At 40.1% G+C, this 22,061-nt stretch carries 20 protein-coding genes and 1 pseudogene; 19 read left to right on the plus strand and 2 right to left on the minus strand.

What is annotated here, in order from left to right:
• Positions 1–135 precede the first annotated feature (135 nt).
• The 12 genes from T501_RS14310 (at position 136) to T501_RS14365 (ending at position 14,908) form a co-directional block, all read left to right on the plus strand.
• Complete coding sequence (locus T501_RS14310; RefSeq protein ID WP_026512118.1) at positions 136–366, plus strand: HPr family phosphocarrier protein; 231 nt, start codon at positions 136–138, stop codon at positions 364–366.
• A 286-nt stretch (positions 367–652) separates the two neighbouring features.
• Entirely contained in the window at positions 653–3,064 is a 2,412-nt protein-coding gene (locus tag T501_RS14315) for a helicase C-terminal domain-containing protein (RefSeq protein WP_044915547.1), read from the plus strand.
• Between the two features lie 488 nt (positions 3,065–3,552).
• Positions 3,553–6,225 carry a valine--tRNA ligase gene (locus T501_RS14320; RefSeq protein WP_026512117.1) on the plus strand — a complete coding sequence of 891 codons (2,673 nt, stop codon included), beginning with the start codon at positions 3,553–3,555 and terminating at the stop codon, positions 6,223–6,225.
• A gap of 10 nt (positions 6,226–6,235) precedes the next feature.
• Positions 6,236–7,636: a bifunctional folylpolyglutamate synthase/dihydrofolate synthase gene (locus tag T501_RS14325; protein WP_081843175.1), complete on the plus strand. Its 1,401-nt coding sequence runs from the start codon at positions 6,236–6,238 to the stop codon at positions 7,634–7,636.
• A gap of 36 nt (positions 7,637–7,672) precedes the next feature.
• On the plus strand, positions 7,673–7,840 hold the full coding sequence (locus tag T501_RS21825; RefSeq protein ID WP_044915549.1) for a hypothetical protein: 168 nt from the start codon (positions 7,673–7,675) through the stop codon (positions 7,838–7,840).
• Between the two features lie 40 nt (positions 7,841–7,880).
• A complete protein-coding gene (locus tag T501_RS14335) occupies positions 7,881–9,293 on the plus strand; it encodes a tetratricopeptide repeat protein (RefSeq protein WP_044915551.1) in 1,413 nt (470 codons plus the stop codon).
• Between the two features lie 7 nt (positions 9,294–9,300).
• Entirely contained in the window at positions 9,301–10,683 is a 1,383-nt protein-coding gene (locus T501_RS14340) for an MBOAT family O-acyltransferase (RefSeq protein ID WP_081843177.1), read from the plus strand.
• A 25-nt stretch (positions 10,684–10,708) separates the two neighbouring features.
• The gene (locus tag T501_RS20365; protein WP_050008328.1) at positions 10,709–11,980 is read left to right on the plus strand and encodes a GDSL-type esterase/lipase family protein; all 1,272 of its coding nucleotides are present in this window, start codon (positions 10,709–10,711) and stop codon (positions 11,978–11,980) included.
• A gap of 11 nt (positions 11,981–11,991) precedes the next feature.
• Positions 11,992–12,234 (plus strand): hypothetical protein, encoded by a 243-nt coding sequence (locus T501_RS14350; RefSeq protein ID WP_026512113.1) that lies wholly within the window; start codon positions 11,992–11,994, stop codon positions 12,232–12,234.
• Positions 12,235–12,324: 90 nt separating this feature from the next.
• Positions 12,325–12,699, plus strand: a complete 375-nt coding sequence (locus T501_RS14355; RefSeq protein WP_026512112.1) for a RidA family protein — start codon at positions 12,325–12,327, stop codon at positions 12,697–12,699.
• A gap of 16 nt (positions 12,700–12,715) precedes the next feature.
• Entirely contained in the window at positions 12,716–13,780 is a 1,065-nt protein-coding gene (locus tag T501_RS14360) for a tetratricopeptide repeat protein (protein ID WP_044915553.1), read from the plus strand.
• A gap of 6 nt (positions 13,781–13,786) precedes the next feature.
• A complete protein-coding gene (locus T501_RS14365) occupies positions 13,787–14,908 on the plus strand; it encodes a D-alanyl-D-alanine carboxypeptidase family protein (RefSeq protein WP_050008329.1) in 1,122 nt (373 codons plus the stop codon).
• Between the two features lie 73 nt (positions 14,909–14,981).
• Here T501_RS14365 and T501_RS14370 read toward each other — a convergent pair whose 3' ends face one another.
• Positions 14,982–15,419, minus strand: a complete 438-nt coding sequence (locus T501_RS14370) for a PH domain-containing protein (protein WP_026512110.1) — start codon at positions 15,417–15,419, stop codon at positions 14,982–14,984.
• A gap of 291 nt (positions 15,420–15,710) precedes the next feature.
• Between T501_RS14370 and T501_RS14375 the strand changes: the two genes are divergently transcribed.
• The 7 genes from T501_RS14375 to T501_RS14400 all read left to right on the plus strand — a co-directional run bounded on the left by T501_RS14375 (position 15,711) and on the right by T501_RS14400 (position 21,688).
• On the plus strand, positions 15,711–17,372 hold the full coding sequence (locus tag T501_RS14375; protein ID WP_026512109.1) for a sensor domain-containing phosphodiesterase: 1,662 nt from the start codon (positions 15,711–15,713) through the stop codon (positions 17,370–17,372).
• A 241-nt stretch (positions 17,373–17,613) separates the two neighbouring features.
• Positions 17,614–18,222 carry a hypothetical protein gene (locus T501_RS14380; protein WP_155994868.1) on the plus strand — a complete coding sequence of 203 codons (609 nt, stop codon included), beginning with the start codon at positions 17,614–17,616 and terminating at the stop codon, positions 18,220–18,222.
• A gap of 28 nt (positions 18,223–18,250) precedes the next feature.
• The gene (locus T501_RS14385; protein WP_155994869.1) at positions 18,251–18,757 is read left to right on the plus strand and encodes a hypothetical protein; all 507 of its coding nucleotides are present in this window, start codon (positions 18,251–18,253) and stop codon (positions 18,755–18,757) included.
• 18 nt (positions 18,758–18,775) lie between these two features.
• On the plus strand, positions 18,776–18,925 hold the full coding sequence (locus T501_RS21415) for a hypothetical protein (protein WP_155994870.1): 150 nt from the start codon (positions 18,776–18,778) through the stop codon (positions 18,923–18,925).
• A gap of 84 nt (positions 18,926–19,009) precedes the next feature.
• Positions 19,010–20,374, plus strand: a complete 1,365-nt coding sequence (locus T501_RS14390) for an MATE family efflux transporter (protein WP_044915558.1) — start codon at positions 19,010–19,012, stop codon at positions 20,372–20,374.
• A gap of 78 nt (positions 20,375–20,452) precedes the next feature.
• The gene (locus T501_RS14395) at positions 20,453–20,725 is read left to right on the plus strand and encodes a hypothetical protein (protein WP_044915560.1); all 273 of its coding nucleotides are present in this window, start codon (positions 20,453–20,455) and stop codon (positions 20,723–20,725) included.
• 288 nt (positions 20,726–21,013) lie between these two features.
• Positions 21,014–21,688 carry a polyphosphate polymerase domain-containing protein gene (locus T501_RS14400; RefSeq protein ID WP_044915562.1) on the plus strand — a complete coding sequence of 225 codons (675 nt, stop codon included), beginning with the start codon at positions 21,014–21,016 and terminating at the stop codon, positions 21,686–21,688.
• Between the two features lie 174 nt (positions 21,689–21,862).
• Here T501_RS14400 and T501_RS22195 read toward each other — a convergent pair.
• Positions 21,863–22,061 (minus strand): annotated as a pseudogene (locus T501_RS22195) (IS110 family transposase); the annotation flags it as partial.

Consider the following 22,061-nt stretch of genomic DNA (forward strand, 5'->3'; position numbering starts at 1 on the left):
TTAATTAGTTTGATACTTGCCTAAATAAATAGAACTTAATCGTTTTAAGAAAATCTTAAGAAAATCATAAGAAAACCTACAGTATTTTTTCAAATTTTTGAGATATAATCATCAAAGTAAGGAGATAAAAAGACTATGGAAATGAAGAAGATAATCAAATTAACACCGAATCAGGTAAAGGATTTTGTTAACGCTGCAACTAAGTGCGATTTCGATATTGACGTTTCATACAATCGTTTTACAGTAGATGCTAAGTCCATTCTTGGTGTCTTTGGGCTCAACTTCGATTGTCCACTTACAGTTAGATATAGTGGATTCAACCAGGATTTTGAATCATATCTTAGTCAGCATGCAATTGCTTGCTAATTACTAAACAGACGATAGCGAGTTATAAATAAACGGCACGATGTGCCAAGCGTTATAAATAATTATCTGATACACGGGCTCCCCATGATATAATGTCATGGGGAGTGTTTTTATGAGAGGAAATTTCTCCGAAATTCCTATATCATAAAAAGCGCTCCGCTATGGATGCGCACTCGCGCGATAGGAATATGTTGCCTTCAGCAACCGCGCTCGGCGCATAATGTAGATGTTGCATAAATGCAAATGCGCGAAAAAATAACATAAGACTCTTTGATTATAGAAAACTATGAAAGAATTAAAAATATCAGTCAGAAGCTTAGTAGAGTTTCTTCTTAGGTCAGGTAATCTGGACAATAGAATTCATCATGCACCGGATACAGCCATGCAGGAGGGCGGCAGGATACACCGCAAAATTCAAAAGAGCATGGGATCGGAATATCAGGCGGAAGTCCCGCTTAGTTTTTCATATCCAAGTGAAAACTACATATTGACTATAGATGGCAGAGCAGATGGGGTTATGGAGAGAAAAGGTAAACCCTTGCTTGTTGATGAAATAAAAGGAACTTACAGAGACCTTAAAAATATAAAGGACCCTGATCCTGTTCATCTGGCACAGGCAAAGTGTTATGCGGCCATTATCACTAAGGAACGCCGTCTTGATAAAATCAGTGTGAGGATCACCTACTGCAATTTTGACAGTGAAGAGATTAAATATTTTGAAGAAGATTATAAGGATGAGGAAATCATCAAATGGTTTGAGGACCTTATCCATATGTATCATCGCTGGGCAGAATTTACGGCAACCTGGGATAGTCTTAGAAATGATTCAATACATAAAATGCAGTTTCCGTACACCTACAGAGAGGGGCAAAAGGAGCTGGCAGCAGGTGTATATAGGACCATATATCATGGGAGAAAGCTTTTTCTTGAGGCACCTACAGGAACCGGTAAGACTCTCAGTACGGTATTTCCTGCAATAAAGGCAATAGGTGAGGAGAAGGCAGAGCGTATTTTTTATTTAACAGCAAAGACTATTACAAGGACTGTAGCTGAGGAGACCTTCGAGCTATTGAGAAAGAGCCAGGGACTGTTGTACAAAACCGTGACGCTTACGGCAAAAGAAAAAATCTGCTTTATTGATAAATGTGACTGCAATCCCGTTGCATGTCCTTACGCGGAAGGTCATTTTGACAGAGTTAATGATTGTATATATGAGCTTCTTACACAGAGCGACACCTTTGACAGAGATGCTATCGTTAAGTATGCAATGAAGCACAAGGTATGTCCTTTTGAACTTTCTCTTGATATGAGCCTTTTTGCGGATGCGGTTATATGCGATTATAACTATGTTTTTGATCCTTTTATTTATCTGAAAAGATTTTTTGCATCAGGAAGTGCCGGTAATAATATTTTTCTGATTGACGAGGCACATAATCTTCTTGACAGGGGTAGAGATATGTACAGCGCAGAGCTCTATCTTGATATGCTTACAACATTTGAAGCGCTGATATCTGAGGCTCATCCCAAAATAGCATCCCTGGTGAGAGGGCTTTCTTCCGAGATGGAAAATATTATGGAGGAAGGGGATTTTGCTGAAGTTCTTGAGGATATTACTCCGATTATGCAGAAAATCAATCTGATTATTTCTGTTATATCATCCTGGCTGGAAGACCATGCTGAAGGCATGTACCGTGATGATATACTCGATTTTTATTTTGAAATATCCAGATTTGCAAATATATATGAACTCATAAACGATAAGTATGTGATATATGCAGAGAATAACGAAGAAGAGAATTTTAAAATAAAGCTTCTGTGTGTTGATCCGTCGGATAATCTTGTGAATTGCATGACGAGAGCAAAGTCATCGATACTTTTTTCTGCAACAATGCTTCCAATTCAATATTATAAAAAGCTTCTTGGTGGAAAACCTGAGGATTATGAGATTTATGCACATTCAGTATTTGACAGCAAAAGATGCGCAAGGCTTATAGCCGGAGATGTCACAAGCAGGTATACAAGAAGAGGAGAAGAAGAGTACAGGAAAATTGCAAAATATATAAATGACATTGTTAAAGGAAAAAATGGGAATTATCTGATTTTCTTCCCGTCCAGGCAGTTTATGGATGAAGTGGGCTACATTTTTGAACAGGAATACTATGATGAGGATGCTCAGGAGATACTGGTTCAGAATGAAATCATGAGCGAAGAAGAGAGGGAAGAATTTATAGGGAGATTCACAGCAGGTAATGATATTGATCTGTCCAGTGTAATTAATATGGAGATAGAGATTGAGCCATCAAAGAGTATTCTTGGCTTCTGTATGATGGGCGGAATATTCAGCGAAGGAATCGACCTGAAAAATGATAGTCTTATCGGAGTGATCATAGTTGGAACCGGAATTCCTCTTGTCTGCAATGAAAGAGAAATAATAAAAGAATATTTTGAGCTGCAGGGAGAGGATGGATTTGACTATGCTTACAGATATCCCGGAATGAATAAAGTTCTACAGGCAGCAGGGCGTGTCATACGTACCGAGAATGATTATGGAATAGTTGCTCTGTTGGATGAACGTTTTCTGCAAAAATCATATTATGAACTATTTCCAAGGGAGTGGAAAGGTATGATAAGAACATCGACCAGTAGAGTCAAAAATGACGTAAACGCACTATGGAAGCGGATTGAAGGATGTGGATAAGCGGAAACTATCATAAGAAAACGGGGTTCTGACAAGCAAAATGTGCTATTGGTTAACATAATACATAATATATAGAATATTATGTAAACCATAAAAATGCATAAATAGTTTGAATTGTTTGAAAAATATAATTGATAACTATACAATTTAACCCATATTTTATTAAAAAGTGACACGCGTGTACATGTGGATAACTCTGTGGAAATTGGGGATATTCGGATAAAATGATTTCTGAGACACGCATGAAATGGTAACGGAAAATGGTTTACGATATTAACCACAACGTGATCGGAATTACAACATGATACTAACATGGTCAATAAAACTATGTAAACCACTTGATCTTACTGACAACTGTGTCATATATGGCAAAAGAACACAAAATTACTATATTAATGATGAATAAGGGGCTGTTAGATTGACAAGAATAGTTGATTTGAAATATCATATTACAATATATGTAATTCTATGGTAAGAGGACATTAACAATGAGAAAAGAATTGGCTAAGACATATGATCCCCAGGGAATTGAGGATCGACTTTATAAGAAATGGGAAGATAATAAGTATTTTCATGCAGAAGTGGATGAAACGAAAAAACCGTTCACAATCGTCATCCCTCCGCCGAATATCACCGGTAAGCTCCATATGGGACATGCCTTTGACCAGACTCTTCAGGATATCCTTATCAGATGGAAGAGAATGCAGGGATATAATGCTCTTTGGCAGCCCGGAACAGATCATGCCAGCATTGCGACAGAGGTTCGTATTACAGATGAACTGAAAAAGCAGGGCATTGATAAGCACGAGCTCGGCAGAGAGAAATTCCTTGAGAAAGCCTGGGAGTGGAAGAAAGAGTACGGTGGAACTATAGTTTCACAGCTCAAAAAGCTTGGAAGCTCCTGTGACTGGGATCGCGAGCGCTTCACAATGGATGAAGGCTGTAACAGGGCTGTTACAGAAGTCTTTGTGAAGATGCATGAAAAAGGCTACATATATAAAGGAAACAGAATTGTTAACTGGTGTCCTGTTTGTAATACATCTATCTCAGATGCTGAGGTTGAATACGAGGAGCAGGCAGGTCATTTATGGCACATAAAGTATCCTGTTATTAACGAAGATGGTACTGTCAGCAAGACGGATTTCATTGAGTTTGCTACAACACGTCCCGAGACAATGCTCGGTGATACAGCAGTTGCAGTAAACCCTGACGATGACAGATATAAGAGCTTCAAGGGTAAGAAGGTTCTTCTTCCTATAGTTAACAGAGAGCTTCCTATCGTTGAGGACAGCTATGTTGATATGGAATTTGGTACAGGTGTTGTAAAGATTACACCTGCTCATGACCCTAATGACTTTGAGGTTGGAAAGCGTCATAACCTTGAGGAGATAAATATTCTTAACGATGATGCTACAATCAATAAAAATGGCGGTAAGTTCGAGGGTATGGATCGTTATGAATGCCGCGATGCCATCGTTAAGGAACTTGAGGAGCTTGGCCTTCTTGTAAAGATTGAGGATTATACTCACAACGTAGGTACTCATGACAGATGTGGTACAACAGTTGAGCCTATGATCAAAAAGCAGTGGTTCGTAAAGATGGACGAACTTATTAAGCCTGCTGTTAAGGCAGTAAAAGAAGGCGAGATCAAGCTTATTCCTCAGCGTATGGAAAAGACCTATTACAACTGGACTGACAACATCAGAGACTGGTGTATTTCAAGACAGCTCTGGTGGGGACACAGAATTCCTGCATATTACTGTGAGGACTGTGGCGAGACAGTTGTTGCAAAGGAAGAGCCTACAGTATGTCCTAAGTGTGGCTGCACTCACTTCAAGCAGGAGACAGACACTCTTGATACATGGTTCTCATCTGCATTATGGCCTTTTGAAACTTTGGGATGGCCTGAGCAGACACCTGAGCTTAAGTACTTCTTCCCTACAGATGTACTTGTAACAGGATATGACATCATCTTCTTCTGGGTAATAAGAATGATATTCTCCAGTTATGAACAGATGGGAACATATCCCTTCAAGACAGTGCTTTTCCATGGACTTATCAGAGACTCACAGGGTCGCAAGATGAGTAAGTCTCTTGGAAATGGTATCGATCCTCTTGAAGTAATAGAAAAATATGGTGCTGATGCACTTCGTCTCACTATCGTTACAGGTAATGCACCCGGAAATGATATGAGATTCTACTACGAGCGTGTTGAGAACAGCCGTAACTTTGCTAATAAGGTATGGAATGCATCACGTTTCATAATGATGAATATGGCGGAAGGCGAAAAGAGCGCAATTCATCAGCCTCAGCCTGAAGGACTTGAGCCGGTTGATCATTGGATCCTTTCAAAGCTCAATAACACTATTCGTGAAGTTACTGAGAATATGGATAAGTTCGAGCTCGGAATTGCAGTTCAGAAGGTTTATGACTTTATCTGGGAGGAATTCTGCGACTGGTACATTGAGATGGTTAAGCCTCGTCTGTACAACTCAGATGATAAAAAATCTCATGATGCAGCGTTATGGACTCTTCAGACAGTACTTATAAACGGGTTGAAACTGCTTCATCCTTATATGCCTTATATCACTGAGGAGATTTTCTGCACTATTCAGGACGAAGAAGAATCAATAATGATTTCATCATGGCCTGAGTACAAGGAAGAGTGGAATTATGCAGCTGATGAGAAGTCAATCGAGACCATCAAGGAAGCCGTAAGAGGCATCAGAAATATACGTACACAGATGAATGTTGCGCCGTCAAGAAAGGCACTTGTTTACGTTGTTTCTGAAAAAGAAGAGGTTCTCGATATCTTCCGTACAGGTAAGCTGTTCTTCGAGACTCTTGGTAGCGCTTCAGAATCTGTTTGTCAGAATGACAAGAGCGGTATTCCTGAGGATGCTGTTTCGGTGGTTCTCGCAGAAGCAACAATTTATATGCCTTTCTCAGATCTCGTAGATATTTCTGCTGAGATAGAGAGACTTGAAAAGGAAAAGAAGCGCCTTGAGGGTGAGCTTAAGAGATCCCAAAATATGCTTACTAATGAGAAATTCCTTTCAAAAGCTCCTGCTGAAAAGATTGAAGAGGAAAAAGAAAAGCAGAAGAAATATGAGCAGACTTATGCACAGGTTGAGGAAAGACTTGCGCAGCTGAAAAAGTGATAATGAAGATATGAGTGATGAATTGACTAGAAGTATTGGCGATATGCTTGCCCGCCTTGATGCAGGTGAAAGATTGGGTTTTTATGAATGCGATAAATTTGTGGACCATATTCCTGCGTTCACAGAGAAGCATTCAGTGGAAGAGACCAGAAAGTTTCTGGAGTATCTGGGGAGTCCTGATCTGAAGATGAAGATTATCCATGTTGCCGGTACTAATGGCAAAGGTTCTGTCTGTAATTATCTCTCCGAGATATTAAGACAGGCAGGTTTTACAGTGGGGATGTTTACATCTCCCCATCTTGTAAAAACGACAGAAAGATTTTGTATTAATGGAAAACCGATAGAAGACGCGATTTTCTGTGAGATATTTGCTGATCTGATAAGAAGAATCAAGGATTACACTACGGATAATTATTTTCCTACATACTTTGAATTCCTGTTCTTTATGGCAATGATTTTGTATGACAAATATCCGGTTGATTATCTGGTTCTTGAGACCGGATTAGGTGGACGTCTTGATGCTACTAACAGTGTACATGAGCCGGTTCTTGATGTAATTACCGAGATTGGTATGGATCATATGCAGTATCTTGGCAATACAATATCAGAGATAGCCGGTGAGAAGGCAGGCATTATTCGAAAGAATACCCCGGTGGTAGTGTATAATAAACGCGGTGCCAGTACAGAGGTGATTGAAAAAAGAGCCGATGAACTCTCAGCCAGGGTATACAGAGTAGAGGCAGATTATGTTACCGAGATCACTAATTCACCGGATGATGCAGGTAACATTTGCATTGATTTTTCATATGAATCTAAGTATGATAAATATTGCAATCTCAGATTGCAGTCAGTTGCGGATTTTCAGACAGAAAATGCTGCAATTGCGATAATGTGCACCAGAGCTCTCAGAGATATGGGAGTAGCCATAACTGATGATGATATCAGTTACGGACTTAGAAAGGCAAAATGGGGAGGAAGAATGGAACTCATTCTTCCCGGCATGTATGTTGATGGGGCACATAATGTTGACGGCATGGAAGCTTTTTTGGAATGTGTGAAAAAGATTCCATGTGATAAGAAGAGAACTTTGCTGTTTGGTGCTGTTGCTGATAAACAGTATCATCTGATGATAAAGCAGATTCTCCAGAGCGGGCTTTTTGACCGCATCTGTGTCTCGGTTCTTGAAACCGGAAGATCTGTATCTGAATCTCAGTTGCGCGCAGCATTTGAAGCTGAACTTAGACACTTTAAAGAAAAGCCTGATATAAGATTTTCTTATTATACAAGTGTGCGAGATGCGCTTATGGAGATAATAACTGACCGGGGTGCCGGAGATGTGGTTTTTGCAGCCGGCTCATTATATCTTGTTGGTCAGGTCAGAGAATCATTGGGGATAATGCCCGGAAACTAAAACTATCTTTTTTAGTCAGATTTTTGGAGCTAAATCATGATCAATTTTGAAAATGAACTTAAGAAGTTTCGCCCGAGCCTCGAAATCGAGGACGCCGAGGAGATTATCTATAATCAGGATCTGGATGACATGGCAGATGTACTTGTTGGTCTGCTTAAGGATGCTAAGGCTGAAGAAGCCGCTCGGCAGACCCGTGTCCATTGACAAATCCTTTAGATAATCAGGAGGGGGCGTACTTCGTATTATGAAATGTTATCAATGTGGGGCAGAACTTACGGAACGTGAATACTGTCCGAATTGTGGTGCAGGAGTAAAGGTATACAAGCGTATAATCTCTTTATCAAACCGATATTATAATGAAGGTTTGGAGAGAGCAGAGATACGAGATCTCTCAGGTGCCATTGAGTCTTTGCATCAAAGCTTAAAATTAAACAAAAGTAATATTCAGGCCAGAAACCTTTTAGGACTGGTCTATTATGAATGTGGTGAAGTCGTTGCAGCATTAAGTGAATGGGTTATCAGTAAGAATTTAAAGCCTGAGGATAATGCGGCAGATGATTACATGGATCTTGTCCGCAATGATCCTTCGCGTCTTGAGACTTTTAACCAGACAATTAAGAAATTCAACATAGCTTTAAACCATTGTCATCAGGACAGACTTGATATGGCAGTGATTCAGTTAAAGAAAGTTCTGTCCATGAATCCCGGATTTATCAGGGCACATCTGTTACTTGCTCTTTTATACCTGAACAATGGTAATTATGCCAAAGCAAAGACAGAGGCTCAAAAGAGTCTGAAGCTGGACACCGGTAATGTAATGGCTGCCAGATATCTCAAGGAAGCAGAAGCCATGATGCTTCCTCAGGATGCAAAAGCAAGTGAGGAGAAGGAGACCACCAACTCTGATGTTGTACGTTATCAGAGTGGTAATGAGACGATTATTCAGCCGGTTCGCTCTAATGTACTTACAAGGAGCGGTTCAATATGGGGAATAGTGCTCGGAGTTGTGCTCGGAATTGCTGCAGCTTATTATCTGATCTTGCCTGCAAGAATACAGTCTATGAATGCAAGCTTCAGAGAGCAGATTTCATCCATAAGTGAGGAATCTGATTCGAAATCTGCAAAGCTTGGCGAATATGAGCAGCAGATAGCATCACTTAACGCAGAGCTTGAAGCGCTTAAAACAGAAGTTAGCTCTTATGAAGAAACTGACAGTTCAGGTTCAGCAGCTAATGATCTTATGGCAGCTGTGGCTATTTATATGGCTACACCTGAAGACCTGGACGGCATTGAAGCTCAGATGAATAATGTTGATTTAAACAACCTGGAAGGACCTGCCACAAGACAGTTTACCGAATTATATGATTCATTTATGACACATGTGGGAAATGACCTGTCAAAGAGAAGCTATCAGACAGGTTATGATGCATACAGAAGCCAGGACTATGAGACAGCAATTGCTGCATTGTCCAAGGCATTTCAGTATGATAAGACCAATGTAGACGCGCTTTACAACTTGGGAAATGCTTATTATGAAAGCGGAGACACTGATAACGCAAAGGTTATTTATGATCAGGTAGTTAATGATTTCTCGGATACCAGCAGCGCAAGCTCAGCCGAGACGAAATTGGCAGAGATAAATAATGCTACAAATTAATCCAAATATGATAAATTTTTCGGATCTATCTTTTATATTTAGATTTCTTCCGATTTTTCTTATTGCATATTACTTTTTACCATCAAGGCTGCGCCCTTTAATACTTCTTGTGGGCAGCCTTGCATTTTATGCAGTTGGGGATCTGAAAAGTCTGGTGATTCTTGTAGCTGCAGTTATAGTTAATATTTTCATATCTTACGGATGCCGGAAGCATAGTAAGATATGTCTGTTTGGCATAGTAACTCTGGACATAGTGTTATTGCTATCTTTCAAGTTCCTTGCAGGCTATGGAAGTGGGATTGGAATTGGACTTCCACTTGGCATCAGTTTCTTCACATTCAAAATGGTTAGCTTTCAGGCTGATCTATATGCAGGAAGAATACCCAAAAATCCCGGATTCATCTGTGTGGCAGCATATTTTACTATGTTTCCGCAGGTAATATCCGGACCAATAATGAGATATTCCGATTTTGAAAAGAATAGTATGCTTTCAGGAAAAGCAGACAGATTTCTGGTTTTTAAGGACAGGCTTTCTTTGTATCTTGATAAGATCGAAGAAGGACTGGTTTATTTCACTCTTGGATTTGCTATGAAGATACTGATAGCAGATTATCTTGCTATGATGTGGAATGATATCGGAACAATTGGTTATGAAAGTATTTCAACACCTTTAGCATGGGCAGGTGTAATATGCTATTCATTGAACCTGTATTTTGATTTCTGGGGATATTCACTTATGGCAGCAGGAATCGGCATTATGTTGGGATTTCCTCTTGTGAGAAACTTTGATCATCCATACCTGTCAAAGAGTGTAAGTGAGTTTTACAGAAGATGGCACATGACTCTTGGAGCATGGTTCAGAGATTATGTATATTTTCCGATGGGCGGAAGTAAAAAAGGGAAACTTACCACCATAAGGAATCTTACAATTGTGTGGATTCTCACAGGATTATGGCATGGAGTTACATTAAATTTCATTGTCTGGGCAGGAATGCTTTTAATAATGATTCTGTGTGAGAAGTTTGTGCTTGTTTCAAATAAGAAGCTTTTGAACATTGTAGGAAGATTCAATGTTCTTGTTATGATTCCAATCACATGGGTGATTTTTGCTCTTCCCGGGAAGGAAGACCTCGTTAATTATTTAGGAAGAATGTTCCCTTTTTGGGGAATTGGTGTAGCTGTAAATTCGGCGGACTTTGGAAAACTTTTATCAATGTATTATCCATTCCTGCTGGCCGGGCTTATTTTACTTCTTCCCGGAATATACAGCTTTTTTGCAAGGCACAGAAGAGACTGGCCGGTCAGGCTGGTTTTGCTTGTATTGTTTTGGATTAGTGCAGTATTTGTTTCAACGAAAGCGGGTAATCCATTTATGTATTTTAACTTCTAACTGTGAGATATAGAGTAGGCAGCGTATGAAAATCTTTTTTCAGCATATTCTGTCCATGGGAATAATGGTGATAGCCCTGCTGTTCACCGTAGATTCTGCTTTTGGACAGGGACGCGTGTATGAGGAAACTGAATATAGCTTAGAGAATCCTCCACTACTGGCTTCATCTTTGCAGACAATAGCGGATGGAGAGGCACCGTATCTTTTCAGAATCATCGGTGAAAAGATTTTTTCAGATAAGTTAAATACTCCGGATAATGCGTCTGATAATCAATCAGAGAATAATAATCCCGGAAGTGAAGTGACTTCAGGGGATGCAGCAATATCTGAAGGTGGTAATGCTGAAGGTGTAGAGGTGTCATCAGGAAATGCTGAAGAGATTACCGGAGGAAACAGTATCGGGATTACTGCAGGAAATGCCGGCGAAGGAAGCATGATTTCAGATGGTAATGCAGATGTTACAGAGAATGGTGAAGCTACCGGTGGTAATGCAGAACAGGGCATTTCTGAAGAAGCAGTACAAAACGAACAGACAACCGGAGATGCGGTAGGAGTTATTGAAGAAAATGTTCCTGACAATTACGTTCTTAGCAGCGTAACAGATGATTATTTTGATGATGCGCTTTTTATTGGCGATTCCAGAACAGTCGGATTATCAGAATATTGTCCGGAACTAAACGGCAGGGCTACATTTTATTCAAAGGTTTCTCTTACAATCTATGGATTGGATGATAAAGCATTTGTTTCTGTTCCGATCGTTCCCGAGGAGGGAATGGATATACCTGAAGATCAGCTGCCAAGAGAAAAAGTAACAGTATTTGAAGCACTTTCAAGAAAACAGTTTGCGAAAATCTATATCATGCTGGGACTTAATGAGCTTGGAAGCGGAACCGGCAGCAGCTTTACAGAAGCATATTCCAATGTGATAAATCAGATAAGAGAGCTTCAGCCGGATGCTATAATCATAATTCAGGGTATCATGCATGTGACACATTCAAAGAGCAGTAAGGACCGTGTGTTCAAGAATTCCACCATTAATGAAAGGAATGAAATGCTGAAATCCCTTGCAGACGGTGAGCATGTTTTCTATGTGGATATGAACGAAGCTACTGATGATGCCAATGGTGGGCTTACGCAAGATCTTTCATTTGATAATGTACATTTAAAGGCAAAATCTTATGCATTATGGTATGATTATTTGAAAAACCATGCTTATGTCAGAGAGAGTCAGGTGGAACAGTATAAGCCTGTAGCCGAAGCTCAGGAAGAAGTAGCTCCTGAGGATACACCAGAGTGAGGAGTTTTAATATGGTCAGAGAGATGGTTTTTAAAATGGAGCGTCCGGGATTATTAAAAGAAGGTGACGAAATAACCGTTACTGAGGGCGAGCTTCCGAGTAATGTTTATTACACGATAGACCCTTCTCTTGCGATGTCAGCCAATTTTCCATTCAGAGAGAGGATGAAAGAGCGCAAGGGAGTTGTATTAAAGGTTGAAGAGAACGACAGAGGCTTTTATGTCACTGCTGCGTTTGATTCTGATAAACAATGACATGTTTTCAGGGGAATTTTGATCTCCACATAATTTATTGATTGCAAAAAAATATATTAAAGTTTTACCGGTTCAAAGGAGGATGAAAAAATGAAGTATGTATCAACAGACAAAGCACCTGCAGCAATAGGTCCTTATTCACAGGCAATAAAGGCCGGGGATTTCCTTTATGCCTCAGGACAGATTCCGATAAATCCGGCTAACGGAAATATAGAGGGAAATGATATTTCTGAGCAGGCAGATCTGGTTTGTCGCAACATTGGGGAGATTTTAAAGGCAGCTGAAACAGATTTTGATCATGTCGTAAAGACAACCTGTTTCCTTGCTGAAATGTCAGATTTTGCTGCATTTAATGCGGTTTATGAGAAGTATTTTACAAGTAAACCTGCCAGAAGCTGTGTTGCAGTGAAGAAGCTTCCCAAGGATGTTCTTTGTGAGGTTGAGATTGTAGCATATCTGAAATAAGCGAGGATTTGACAAAATGGCTGTATTTGAAAAGAAACCAGCCGTGTTGATGGTAATGCTTGGTGCGCTGCTTTTGGGCAGTGGTTGTGGAAGTATTTCAGGGCATAATAATGTTGATCTTGGACTTGCACATTTAAAAAGCTATGAGTATGAGGAGGCTGCCGCGTGCTTTGATGCCGCAGAGGCAGCGGGGGAAAATGCCAGTTTACTATATAGGTCCAAAGGATTACTGAACAAGGATCTTGGAGAGTATGATGTTGCAATAGAGAACTTTTTAAAGTCTCTGGCAGCTACCAGCGGAATCCCCGGGGATATGGATTTTGACACCAATTACTATCTGGCTGACACTTATATGAAGCTGGGAAAATATGATGAGGCTATTAATGTATATGATGCCATTCTGGCTCTCAGAAAAAGGGACAAGGATGCCTATTACATGAGAGGCCTGGCAAAGCTTAGTATCTCTGACAGTGAAGGAGCAATAAACGATTTTAATAAATCCATGTCACTGTCTCCCAGGAATTATGATCTGAGAATTATGATATACAAAGCCTTGTCTGCAAATGGTTTTGAGGAGGATGGAAGGAATATTCTCGAAGCATGTCTCAATAATTCTGATCCTAATATGACCAATTACGAGAAGGGACAGATTTCATATTATTTAGGGAATAATGCAGATGCACAGAGTTATCTGGAACTTGCAAGAAGTGAGAGAGACACTAAGAAGGCCCCTGTAGTATTACTGCTTGGACTGACCGGCGAAAAGCAGGGTGATTATAATTATGCTGTCAGTGTTTACAAGACTTTTCTTGCGGAAGAACCTGATCATCCCGACATATACAATCAGCTCGGACTATGTCAGATCAGCACCGGCGACTATGAGGGTGCAGTTAATTCTTTTGAGGCAGGGCTCGCTTTGGGAAGCAGTGAATATGACAGAGCACTACTTATGAATGAGATTACGGCGTATGAATATGCCGGTAATTTCGCTCAGGCAAAAACTTTAATGGAAAAATACAGGAAGGCGTATCCTAATGACACGGATGCGGAGAGAGAGGAAATTTTCCTTTCAACAAGGTAATTTATATTGGGGAAAAATCGTTACAGAAATCTGGATAATAATTATTATGTCAGGCGCAGGCCTGGAAAGAATAAGATAAAAACTCTGGTTATACTTGGAGTTATAGCTGCACTTGTTATTGCAACAATAGTTGCAGTGGTTTTGTTAGTACTTAATAAGAATAAGGCAGATGATGCTGCTGCCGATTTAGCAACAATACAGGAATCAATTCCTGAGGAGGAGATACCGGTTCAGGAACCTGAACCAGAGGTGGAGCCGGAGCCTGAACCCGAGGTAGAGGTCAGGCAGCTTTCTCCTGAAGTAGCAAGCTTTGCTGAAGGATATACTGTTCAGGAGACAGCTTCTACAACAGATATAGTAAGCGAAGATGTGATCAGTGAAAATGCAGTGCTGATAGATGTGGATAAAGCTGAGATCATCGCAAAAAAAGCTGCAGATGTCAGAATATCTCCGGCATCCATGACAAAGATACTGACTGTGCTTGTGGCTGCAGAGAATGTTGAAAATCTTGATGACACATTTACTATTACAAGGGATATAACTGATTACTCATTTTCAAATGAATGCAGTATTGTAGGTTTTGAAGTCGGAGAAGTCGTTACTGTCAGGGATTTGATGTATGGAACCATACTTCCCTCGGGAGCGGATGCAGCTATAGCCTTGGCAACATATGTAGCAGGTTCTCATGAAGCTTTCGTGGAAATGATGAATCAGAAGCTTGATGAACTTGGCCTTTCAGGATCGGCGCATTTCACAAACTGTGTAGGAATATATGATGAAAATCATTATTGTACGCTTACAGATATGGCAATGATTCTAAAGGCAGCAGTTGAAAATGACCTGGCAAGAGAAGTTCTTTCAGCTCATACCTATACAACAAGTCCTACCGAGCAGCATCCCGAAGGAATGATCATTTCAAACTGGTTTCTCAGAAGGATAGAGGATAAGGACACTCATGGTACAGTTATGTGTGCAAAGACCGGATTTGTAAATCAGTCAGGCTGCTGTGCTGCAAGCTATTCTGTATCAAATAGCGGAAATCACTATATTTGCGTTTCTGCCAATGCATGGAGCTCCTGGCGTTGCATTTATGATCAGGTTGCTATCTATGAGACATATCTAAATTAAAAAAGAGCACTAAGTGCTCTGCTCAAATAAAAACACACGTCGCAAGGATATACTTTGCGGCGTGTGTTTTTTGTCAGGTTATATCATCAAGGTTACCATCACCATCAGTGTCAAAACCAATGTTTTGCATATTCACTGTACGACGGCGAAGGCGGGCACGTTCAGATTCCTGATTTATGAAGTCTTTGATCTCGCGGCCGTGCTTAATGTTCTTCATTATTATGGTCTTATCTGTTACATCAGAAGTAAAGAGTGTGATTGTGGAGAGCCCTGCCAGCCTCTGGAAAAATGTTCTTGAGAGCTCCACATCTGTTATCTTGTACATGAAGCAGTCATCTTCTTTGATACTAAGAAAGCCGGATGTGATCGTAAGCTCATTCTCATATATTTCGTAGTGTTTGAATGGCCACGGAATTCCAAAGAAGATAAGCCTTCCGTATTCCTTGTACTGAAGATTCCCCTTTGCCAGAATGGATGCTTCATTTTGTGCCGGATTAGATACTTTTGCCATTTGATATTTACCCCATTTCATAAAGATTTACTAGAAATTGCACATGAGTTATAATTTGAGCATGTATTATAATATCTATATTTTAGCATATTACAGTTTTGTTGTGGGATTTCTAATTTGGAGCTGGTTAACGTTAGCGCACACCCTTTGAGTGCTTACGTTATCCATATCTGACCGGACTGAGTCCGTTTATAGGAGGAACCATCATGACGAAGTCATGATTCGGAATGGTTCCGACCGATAGGGCAGGATTACGAAGTAATCGTGCCGATACACAAAGGAGGAGTAATAATGATCGAGCACCGGGCGGCATATGAAAATATCAGTAAAATCTATGATACGTTTGCCGTAACATCTAAAAGCAGATATGTTTACGTGTATGACATTGAAAACAACATTGCCAAGTGGTCTGAGAATGCAGTCAATTATTTCGGACTGCCCGGGGAGTTTGTCTATAAAGCAGATCAGGTCTGGGAGATGCATGTACACCCGGAGGACAGGGCTAATTATAGAGAGCATCTTAGAGTTGCTTTTGATGGAAACAGAGTAAATCCAAGCTTTGAATACCGTGCCAGAAATAAGAGCGGTGAATATGTTGCCTGCTCCTGCAGAGGCGTGGTTATAAAGGATTATTCGGGAAAAGCGGCTTTTTATGCGTGTTCTCTTATTAATAAAGGTATCGTGGATAACACAGATCCGATCACAGGCCTTTCCAATCACTATGAAATGTACAATTACATGAGCAGACTGGAGAATGAACAGAAAAAGTATATTCTTCTTCTGGTAAATGTGATTGATTTTGGCGATATAAACAGACTTTACGGATACATGTTTGGTAACAGGATGCTTAAGGAAATGGCACAGTGGCTGCAAAATGAAGCCGGTGAGATGGGGCATGTATACCGCGGAGAGGGAACTATCCTCGGATTATGTACTGTTTCAATGGATCTTGAGAAGGTAAAAAGCCTTTATCAGAGAATGAGAATGCATGTCCGTCAGAATATTCAGATTGGACAGAACAAGGTGTCAGCTGAACTTGGCGGCGGTGTGATAGTAGTGGACGAAACCGGAATAGATGTACATGCAGTTTACACCAGTGCCAAATACGCACTGGCTCATTCCAAGACTGAAAAGCATGGAAACCTTATAATTTTTCATAATAATGAGCTTGAGTACAATAAGAGCACAATAGAGCTGGTGGGAGCTGTCCGTGAAAGCGTTATTGATCACTGCAAGGGCTTTTATTTAAATTATCAGCCCATCATCAATAAAAATGATGGGAAACTTGCAGGTGCAGAGGTGCTTCTTCGATGGAAAAGAGAACCCTATGGAGATGTTTCTCCCAGTGAATTTGTTCCATGGCTTGAGCAGGACAGTACATTTTATAAGCTTGGGAACTGGATTCTGGATAAGGCAATGAAGGACGGATTGGAGATACTTAAGGACCATCCGAATTTTTATCTCAGTATCAATCTGGCATATGTTCAGCTGGAGCGAAGTGAATTCAGAACTACCATAATGGAGCTTCTTAGAAGAAACAGATTTCCGGGGACTGCTCTGTGCATAGAACTATCAAATGTCTCAAGAGATACTAATTTTGATTATCTGAAAAGCCAGGTGATTTTCCTAAAGTCCTGTGGAATCCGGATTGCTCTGGATGTGACGGATTTTTCAACGCTTGATCTTGCGACCAGACTGCCGATAAATATCATCAAGCTTGGACCAGAAATCACAGAAAATATCGGTAAAAACCCGCTTAGCAGGTATATGACGGAAGCTATTACCGGTTTTGCTGCCAACATGAATATGAATATATGTGCAACCGGTGTTGGAACTGCCGATACAGAGCACAGACTTTTCAAGTATCCGGTTGACTATTATCAGGGCTACTATTATGCAAGGCCTGTTATGCTGTCTGAGTTCAGAAAACTTGGACTATACAAAGATAAGTAAGTCAGTGCAACTATTAAGAAAAAATGATTTTATAATTAATATTTTATTAAACACGGTTATAAACAATAAAAAGAAGTTATAATTATAGTGAGTTATTGCATTTGAAAGGTGGAAACAAATGTAAATCATGTTTACTTACATAAAGCCGGAGTTTTTGATACATGCTTTTTGCAAGCAGCGGGATGAGCTTCTTAAAAACCGCAGTATTTGTGTTGCCCGATTAGGCAATTTGTCTGTATCAATGACTCGTATTAATGATGATTCATTCTCGCTTTCACTTGAGGATGTACAGAACGGAACGCAGTATTCCGGAAGGGCTTTTAATATAAAGAGATCCAAAGAAGAAGACATTATCCCTATGGTTGAGGACCTCTTTAAGAAAATGCAGACCATCTATGATCAGGAAAGATTCAACAAGCGCGAGCACGTCTGGAAAATGTATGCGCTGGACTGGCTCGAAAGTCACGGAATATCTTTTGATGATTACATAGATAGCAGAATGTCACATCTGCCAAATGATGGGGGATTGCATTGGAAAAGCCTTGAGGATTACATATCCAGTGATTATCTGAATCTCTCGGCGACGATGAGGATTATTGCTAAATATTCCGATTCAGAAGAGGAAAAGAAGGAGTACACGGATTTTGTAGCGAGGGATATAGTCGAACTAAGACAACATTACTCACTTGCTGCAATGCAGGAGAAATTCGATAAGCATGACGAGATTTTACAGAATAGAAAAGCGTTTTCGTTTAGTATAGAAGTCGAGGCAGATAGCAGGGATGAAGCAAGGGAAAAATTGAAGAAAATTATCGGAGATAATTCAGACGGGGTGATTATCAGAGGATAATTCTATTGTCACGAAAAGGGGAAATAATATGAGGAGAGTAGTTAATAGAATCTTAACGGCGATCATGGCATTTGCTATGATCATATCACTTTCGGCTTATCCGGCGAAGGCTGCCATAACTACTACTAATAGCAACAATACAGCTATAAAAGCCAATCAGATTGATATAACTGTTGGACAGGATGAGGAAGGTAACGTAACCGTAACCTATGGCAGATATACTTTTATAAGAAAATATAACGGCTGGTACATACCTGCAGCTTACATTTATAACGGAAGCGAGCTTGCTAACTTTTTGGATAAGGCTGTAAGAAGAACAAGAAGAACAAGTGTAAGATGTGACGGATTCTTATTTATCAAGGTTTCAGGAGGATGGTACAGGCATGAACTCCATGTAAATGACGGCAGAACGCTTGCTACACTATTTAATAAAGCAGCCGGAATTAAGAGTACCTACGATCCGAACAATTTGAATTCGGAGGACGCTACAAAATCTAAAGAAAATAATACAACAAGAAACGGTAATGGGAATTAACTAAGTGTTGAATTATACATGTACTTTGTAGTACATTATTACATGCTGGAAAAAGAATGTCTTTTGGCATTCTTTTTCTTTTTGAGTATAACACTTAGCGAAGCTCTTCATGAGCATAGCGTGAGTCAGGCAGGTTCACTTAGCGAGCTTTTTATGAGCATAGTCTGAGCCAAGTGGGTTCACTTAGCGAGGCTTTTTATGGACTTAGTGGAGTTTGCAAGAACAGCGATTTAATTATGAAAGAGGTAACATATGTCTAATTTAGGCGAAAACAGGATGGGAGTTCTTCCTATTAAGAAACTTATAATTTCCATGTCACTTCCAATGATGGCTTCAATGATGGTTCAGGCACTTTATAATGTTGTGGACAGTATATTTGTTGCGCAGATTGATGAAGCGGCACTTACAGCAGTTACACTTGCTTTTCCATTGCAGAACCTTATGATATCTCTGGGTGCAGGTACCGGAGTCGGTATGAATGCATTACTTTCAAGGTCACTTGGGGAGAAGAACTTTGAAAGATCTGACCAGGCTGCCAATACCGCACTTTTACTGACGCTTATAAACTATGTAATATTTTTGCTCGTAGGTCTGTTTGTTGCTAAACCGTTCATTATGTCACAGACTCAGGATGAGAAAATCATCGCATATGCAGTTTCATATCTTAGAATCATCTGCTGCTGTTCACTCGGAGTTTTTTGCCAGATGACCTTTGAGAGAATGCTACAGTCAACAGGACGTACCTTATATAGCATGTTTTCTCAGATGGCAGGTGCAATAATAAATATCATAATGGATCCTATTCTGATATTTGGACTCTTTGGACTTCCCAAAATGGGAGTAACCGGTGCAGCTCTTGCGACAGTTTTCGGACAGATAGTTGGTTCCTGCATCGGATTTTACTGCAATATGGCTCTGAATCCTGATGTCAGAATCAAACTATCGCTAATATTCCATCCTGTAGCAGATGTTGTTAAAGAGATTTATTACGTGGGCGTGCCTTCCATACTAATGATGTCGATAGGCTCGGTAATGACCTATGCCATGAATCTTATTCTTATAACCTTTTCAACTACTGCTACGGCGGTATTTGGCGTTTACTTTAAGCTCCAGAGCTTTTTCTTCATGCCGGTGTTTGGATTAAATAATGGTCTTATCCCTGTACTTGCATTTAATTTTGGTGCTAAGAAGAAAAAGAGAATAAGAGAAGCACTCAAGTTTTCAATGGCTCTTGCGGCAACCGTAATGATTATCGGAACATTGACTTTTCAATTGCTGCCTGACAAGCTTTTAAGTCTGTTTAATGCATCTCCTGATATGATAGAACTAGGAAAACCTGCGCTTAGGATTATCAGTCTGAGCTTTCCAATAGCCAGCATATGTATTGTAATGGGATCTGTTTTTCAGGCATTTTCAGAGAGCATCTATTCACTTGTTGTATCAGTAGGCCGTCAGCTGGTGGTACTTATACCGGTGGCGTGGCTCCTAGCACAGAGCGGAAATGTTGATGCAGTATGGTGGGCATTCCCTATCGCTGAGATAGCGTCACTTGCAATGTCTATCATATTCTTCAATAAAGTATACGGAAGAAAAGTCAGAACCCTTCCGGAGCAGTAAACTGATAATATAAGATTCCAGTTTTTCTTTAGAGAAGCTGAATTTGATGCTTTCATAAAAGAAAGTGGTGTCCTGGAATTGGCAGACCGGGAAGACAGCAATGCTTTCGTTACAGATTATGCACCATGGTATTACACAATCAGAATAGTTGATCAGACCACAGACTATAGCCAAACCGCCAGATATAATCTGGAAGAGTATAAAGTGTATTCTGATGAGGATTATGAATTATTAAACGAACTGGACCAAAAGTTTGACGAGCTGCGTGGGAAGAAGATTTCCGAGAAAGAAGTGGAAAATGGAATAAGTCTTGACTATGAAGGGAGCAACCAGACTGGTCAATGTCAGTAAGTTAATGCGACATTGATCAGGGTGGTTGCTCTTTTTTATTCAATAGGAAATTCCTTTGGATTTCCTATTGAATAAAAAGCGCTCCGCTATGGATGCGACTGGTGCGCAGATGAATTTTGCAAGCTAAAGCTTGCGCGCACCAGCGCTCAAAGAGCCGCGAGCGACTCTTTGTTCTAAAGAAAATTTTATTTGCAACACATTAAGGTTGGATTTAGGTTTGCAGAATATAATCAGTTTTGCTTGAGCAGAGTACCGCAAATATGCTGCTTAAAGTGAAAGGAGTATATCGTGCAATTCAGACATGAGCTTAAACATGAGATTACAACGCAGGACATGATTACTATCAGGCAGAGACTACGGGCAGTTGCAACACCGGACCCACATGCTATAGATGGTAAATACCTGATAAGAAGTCTTTATTTTGATACGCCTGAGGATAAGGCACTTATTGAAAAGCAGGCAGGTGTCAGTCGAAGACAGAAATTCAGAATCAGATACTATAACGGGGACAAAAGCGTGATCCATCTTGAGAAGAAAAGTAAAACCGCGGGTCTTGGCACGAAAGTATCTGCAAACCTTACAAAAGAACAGGCAGATAGTATTGTCAGTGGGAACATTTTATGGATGAAAGATCAGGATAATGAGCTTATAAGAGAGCTTTACTCAAAAATGATTTCTGAAAGATTAAGACCAAAAACAATTGTTGACTACACCCGTGAACCATTTATCTTCGTCCCGGGAAATGTGAGAGTGACACTTGATTATGATATCCGGACGGGCCTTGATAATACTGATTTTCTGGATATGGATTGCGTGACAGTACCGGCGGCTTTTGGCATTTGCATCATGGAAGTTAAGTGGGACAATTTTTTACCTGATATTATTCGGGATGCGGTGCAGCTGAAAAATACAAGGACAGAGTCGTTTTCAAAGTATGAAGCCTGCAGGCAACCAATAATTTGATAATTTATAACAAATATTCAATTCAAAAGTCCAGCGGTGTGATGTCAAGTAAAGAAAAATAAAAAATCTTTTATTTTTTGACATTTTTCACGAAAAGAAAAAACGACCACCTAAGCCCTGTCGACCATATTTTTAAATGAGCAGGGCGTACTCATCAGCAAGTAGGTGATACTACTATGCTGGACGATATAGACGATTGTCTTTCAGCAGTCGAAAGACTAATCGCACAAGTTTACGAGCAGTTAATGCGAGTGCACGTTTGTGTTGGTATCTGTTCACCTCTTTGTACTTGAGGTGATAGAAGTCGCTGTATTCTTTGTCGCATCTTACAAGAGATAATGCTGCTTCACACAGATAATACTTTAAAAATCGG

Origin of the sequence: Butyrivibrio sp. WCE2006 (assembly GCF_000701985.1) — a bacterium.
In the GTDB taxonomy this organism is placed as follows: Bacteria; Bacillota; Clostridia; order Lachnospirales; family Lachnospiraceae; genus Butyrivibrio.

Bases quoted from the DNA above. Each gene is read 5' to 3' on its own strand.
- T501_RS14320 (WP_026512117.1), top strand. From the start codon at position 3,553: ATGAGAAAAGAATTGGCTAAGACATATGATCCCCAGGGAATTGAGGAT.
- T501_RS14360 (WP_044915553.1), top strand. From the start codon at position 12,716: ATGGCTGTATTTGAAAAGAAACCAGCCGTGTTGATGGTAATGCTTGGT.
- T501_RS21415 (WP_155994870.1), top strand. From the start codon at position 18,776: ATGTACTTTGTAGTACATTATTACATGCTGGAAAAAGAATGTCTTTTG.
- T501_RS14380 (WP_155994868.1), top strand. From the start codon at position 17,614: ATGACTCGTATTAATGATGATTCATTCTCGCTTTCACTTGAGGATGTA.
- T501_RS14340 (WP_081843177.1), top strand. From the start codon at position 9,301: ATGATAAATTTTTCGGATCTATCTTTTATATTTAGATTTCTTCCGATT.
- T501_RS20365 (WP_050008328.1), top strand. From the start codon at position 10,709: ATGAAAATCTTTTTTCAGCATATTCTGTCCATGGGAATAATGGTGATA.
- T501_RS14325 (WP_081843175.1), top strand. From the start codon at position 6,236: ATGAGTGATGAATTGACTAGAAGTATTGGCGATATGCTTGCCCGCCTT.
- T501_RS14355 (WP_026512112.1), top strand. From the start codon at position 12,325: ATGAAGTATGTATCAACAGACAAAGCACCTGCAGCAATAGGTCCTTAT.
- T501_RS14370 (WP_026512110.1), bottom strand. From the start codon at position 15,419: ATGGCAAAAGTATCTAATCCGGCACAAAATGAAGCATCCATTCTGGCA.
- T501_RS14350 (WP_026512113.1), top strand. From the start codon at position 11,992: ATGGTCAGAGAGATGGTTTTTAAAATGGAGCGTCCGGGATTATTAAAA.
- T501_RS14315 (WP_044915547.1), top strand. From the start codon at position 653: ATGAAAGAATTAAAAATATCAGTCAGAAGCTTAGTAGAGTTTCTTCTT.
- T501_RS14335 (WP_044915551.1), top strand. From the start codon at position 7,881: ATGAAATGTTATCAATGTGGGGCAGAACTTACGGAACGTGAATACTGT.
- T501_RS14310 (WP_026512118.1), top strand. From the start codon at position 136: ATGGAAATGAAGAAGATAATCAAATTAACACCGAATCAGGTAAAGGAT.
- T501_RS14390 (WP_044915558.1), top strand. From the start codon at position 19,010: ATGTCTAATTTAGGCGAAAACAGGATGGGAGTTCTTCCTATTAAGAAA.
- T501_RS14385 (WP_155994869.1), top strand. From the start codon at position 18,251: ATGAGGAGAGTAGTTAATAGAATCTTAACGGCGATCATGGCATTTGCT.
- T501_RS14375 (WP_026512109.1), top strand. From the start codon at position 15,711: ATGATCGAGCACCGGGCGGCATATGAAAATATCAGTAAAATCTATGAT.
- T501_RS21825 (WP_044915549.1), top strand. From the start codon at position 7,673: ATGATCAATTTTGAAAATGAACTTAAGAAGTTTCGCCCGAGCCTCGAA.